Origin of the sequence: Luteibacter sp. (genome assembly GCF_051958795.1) — a bacterium.
In the GTDB taxonomy this organism is placed as follows: domain Bacteria; phylum Pseudomonadota; class Gammaproteobacteria; order Xanthomonadales; family Rhodanobacteraceae; genus Luteibacter.
In genome coordinates, this window is record NZ_JBQCFT010000250.1 from 1 (window position 1) to 3,544 (window position 3,544).

At 66.2% G+C, this 3,544-nt stretch carries 3 protein-coding genes and 1 pseudogene; all 4 read left to right on the forward strand.

Features of this window, described 5'->3' with window-relative positions:
- Window positions 1–187 precede the first annotated feature (187 nt).
- Entirely contained in the window at window positions 188–1,090 is a 903-nt protein-coding gene (locus ACTHLF_RS12895) for a 23S rRNA (adenine(2030)-N(6))-methyltransferase RlmJ (RefSeq protein WP_440327752.1), read from the forward strand.
- A gap of 28 nt (window positions 1,091–1,118) precedes the next feature.
- Window positions 1,119–1,625, forward strand: coding sequence for a Slp family lipoprotein (locus ACTHLF_RS12900; protein WP_440327753.1), 507 nt, complete (start codon window positions 1,119–1,121; stop codon window positions 1,623–1,625).
- Between the two features lie 32 nt (window positions 1,626–1,657).
- A complete protein-coding gene (locus ACTHLF_RS12905; protein WP_440327754.1) occupies window positions 1,658–2,566 on the forward strand; it encodes a cation diffusion facilitator family transporter in 909 nt (302 codons plus the stop codon).
- 179 nt (window positions 2,567–2,745) lie between these two features.
- Window positions 2,746–3,544 (forward strand): annotated as a pseudogene (locus tag ACTHLF_RS12910) (transcription-repair coupling factor); the annotation flags it as partial.

A 3,544-nucleotide genomic window follows, 5' to 3' on the forward strand; every position in this document is an offset into this window, starting at 1 on the left:
GGCGCACTCCGGTACGAACGCGGAGGACCTGTCTGAGCAGCGAGGGTGGGCCCGGAGGCCTCTTTCCAGAGACGTCAGAGCGCGAGGCGGCGTCAGCCGCTGGTCACACGCATTCGCGCCAGCGAATGAACCGATTGCTTAGCGCGAGGCCGGAGGCGAGCCCGCCCCGAACGGTATACTCGCCCCCATGAACTATCGTCACGCGTACCACGCCGGCAACTTCGCCGATGTCATGAAGCACATGGTGCTCGTCGCCCTCGTCGACGCCATGAAGCAGAAGAACACCCCCTTCTGCTACATCGATACCCACGCCGGCAGCGGCCGCTACGACCTCCGCGGCACCCTGGCCCGCAAGACGGGCGAAGCGGACGAAGGCGTCGCCAAGCTCAAGGCCGCCACCGGCCTCCCGCCCCTCCTCTGGAAGTGGCTCGAGGTGGTCCGCGCCTGCAACGACGGCGACGATATCCGCTACTACCCCGGCTCGCCGTGGATCGCCGCGCACCTCATGCGCGATACGGATTCCGCCCAGTTGTGCGAATTGCACAGCGAAGAGGCCGGTCACCTGCGCCAGCTCTTCCACCACGATGCCCGCGTGCACGTGCACAACCGCGATGGCTACGAGGCGATGAACGCCCTGGTCCCGCCGAAGGAGAAGCGCGGCTTCGTCCTCATCGATCCACCGTTCGAACAGCAGGAAGGTGAGTTCCGGACGATCGAGAAGGCCCTCAAGGCCGCCATGGAAAAGTGGCCCACCGGCATTTTCGCGGTCTGGTACCCGATCAAGCTGCGCAGCCACGTGCAGCCGTTCCATCGCTGGCTGTCGACGAAGAGCGGCGCCAAGCGCGTGCTGGCGGCCGAGCTCCTGCTGCACAAGGACGACTCGCCGCTGCGCCTCAACGGGACCGGCATGGTCATCGTGAATGCCCCGTGGAAGCTCGATGAAACGATCCGCGATAGCCTCAAGGCGTTGCCAAAACTGCTCGGCCAGCCCGGCGAATCCGAATACCGGCTGACCTGGCTGGTGGAGGAAGGCAAGGATCCGGCTCCCCTACACGTTGCGCATCCACCGCGTTCGCTACCAAAGAGATAAAGTCACCGTACACGCCAGGAGCCGACCCATGCGCCCGTCCATTGTCCGTCTCGCCGTCCCTGCCGCCGTACTGACCCTCGCGCTTGCCGGCTGTGCGCCGGCACCGATCTACAAGGCGACGCCGAACACCGTCGCGGTGCCGCCCGCTCAGGTAGCACGCGAGCCGGAGCGCTACGGCAGTTCCGATGTGATCTGGGGCGGCCGCATCGTACAGGTCAAGAACTACGCCGATCACAGCGAAGTGGAAGTGCTCGCCTATCCGCTCGACAGCTCGCAGCGGCCCAAGGCGAACGACACGGGTAGCGGCCGCTTCATCGCCGCCATGCCGGGCTACGTCGAGAGCCTGGACTTCCCCGCTGGCGGTCTCGTCACGTTCGCCGGCCGGCTCAACGGCACGCGAACCGGCAACGTCGGCCAAGCCACCTATACGTTCCCGCTGGTGTCGGTGAACCAGTCGCATGTGTGGACCGCCAAGGAAATGCAGGGCGGCCATCCGAATGTCAGCTTTGGCGTCGGAGTGGGCGTCATCCGGTAAGATCTTGCGATCTTTCAGGGACAGGGATCCACATGTCGGGCCACGCTGATTCAAAGCGCGCGATCTTCCTCGCGCTGGGTGCCAATTTCGCCATCTTCGTGGCGAAGCTGGTGGCGGCATTGTTCACCGGATCGGGCGCGATGCTCGCCGAGGCCGTGCACTCGCTGGCGGACTGCGGCAACCAGGGCCTGTTGCTCCTGGGCATGCGCCAGGCCAAGCGCCCGCCATCGCCCGACTACCCGCTGGGGTGGGGCCGTGCGCTCTACTTCTGGTCGTTCCTTGTCGCCATCCTGCTGTTCAGCGTGGGCGGCATGTTCTCGGTGTACGAGGGCGTGCACAAGCTGACGCACGCCGAGCCGCTGAGCTGGCCCTGGCTGGCGGTCGGCGTACTCGTCTTTTCGATCATCACCGAGGGCGTTTCCATGCATGGCTGCATGCAGGAAGTGAACAAGGCCCGTGGTGACCAGCCGCTATGGGAGTGGTTCCGCGAGACGCGCGCCAGCGAACTGCTGGTGATCTTCGGCGAGGACCTGGCCGCACTGATCGGCCTGTGCCTCGCGCTCGCCGCGATCCTGCTGACCATGCTCACCGGCAACCTGATCTTCGATGCCATCGGCACCATCTGCATCGGCGTGCTGCTGATCGTGGTGGCCGTGGCGGTGGCCCGCGAGGTAAAGGCCCTGCTGATCGGCCAAGGCGTGGAGCCGAAGCGCCGTGCCGAAATGCTCGCCTTCCTCGAGGCCCGAGCCGAGATCGACCAGGTCTACAACGTCCTGACCCTGCAGATGGGCACGGATGTCATGGTCGCGATCAAGGCGAAGATGGCCGCCGCCCCGACGCCGCGGGCGATGATCGAGGCCATCAATATCGTGGAAGCGGACTTCAAGGCCCGGTTCAAGGATGTGCGGTGGAGCTTCTTCGAGCCGGACTACACGGACTGAGGCTTATCCGCGTAGGAGCCCACCCTGTGGGCGACGCCGTTCGCGACGAGCCCTGGCCCTGAAGCGCCAACGCTAAAGATGTCGCCCACAGGGTGGGCTCCTACGAAAGATGCCTACGGGGCACTAACGCCGGGCCTGTACAATGACCGGCTAGCCACGCTGATGATCGCCTCCAGACGATGCCCGTAACGCTCCCGCGCCCGCCCCTGCCTGCCAACGCCAAGACTCGCCGCTACTGGGCCGTGCCCCACGGCTCGGCCTGGGCCCTGGAGGTGGCCGAGGCGGCCCGGGCGCACGATGGCCTGCTGGTGGTCGTGGTCCGCGATACGCGCAGCGCCGACAACCTGGAAAGCGAGCTGGGCGTCTTTGCCGGCGAACTCCCGGTGCTGCATTTCCCGGATTGGGAAACCCTGCCCTACGACGTCTTCAGCCCTCACCCCGAGGTGGTCTCGCAGCGTATCGCCACCCTGTACCGGCTGCCGTCGGTCAAGCGTGGCGTGCTCGTGGTGCCGGTCGCGACGCTCATGCAGCGGATCGCGCCGCGCACGCACATCACCGGCTCCGGCCTGGTGCTGCGCAAGGGCCAGAAGCTCGACCTCGCCGCGGAACAGCGTCGCCTCGAGGCCGCCGGTTACCGCAACGTGCCCCAGGTCAGCGAGCCCGGCGACTTCGCCGTGCGTGGCGCGCTGATCGACATCTACGCCATGGGCGCCAGCGAGCCCTACCGGGTGGAACTGTTCGACGACGAGATCGAGTCGATCCGCACGTTCGACACCGAGACGCAGCGTTCCCAGCACCAGGTCGAGGGCGTGGATCTCCTTCCCGCCCGGGAATTCCCGGTCACCGAGGAAGCCGCCAAGGATTTCCGGACCAACCTGCGCGAACGCTTTCCCATCGACATCCGGCGCTGTCCGCTGTACCAGGACATGAAGGAAGGCGTCACGCCCGGCGGCATCGAGTACTACCTGCCGCTGTTCT

Excerpts from the sequence above, each read along its gene's own strand:
- ACTHLF_RS12905 (WP_440327754.1), top strand. The coding sequence starts at position 1,658 with ATGTCGGGCCACGCTGATTCAAAGCGCGCGATCTTCCTCGCGCTGGGT.
- ACTHLF_RS12900 (WP_440327753.1), top strand. The coding sequence starts at position 1,119 with ATGCGCCCGTCCATTGTCCGTCTCGCCGTCCCTGCCGCCGTACTGACC.
- ACTHLF_RS12895 (WP_440327752.1), top strand. The coding sequence starts at position 188 with ATGAACTATCGTCACGCGTACCACGCCGGCAACTTCGCCGATGTCATG.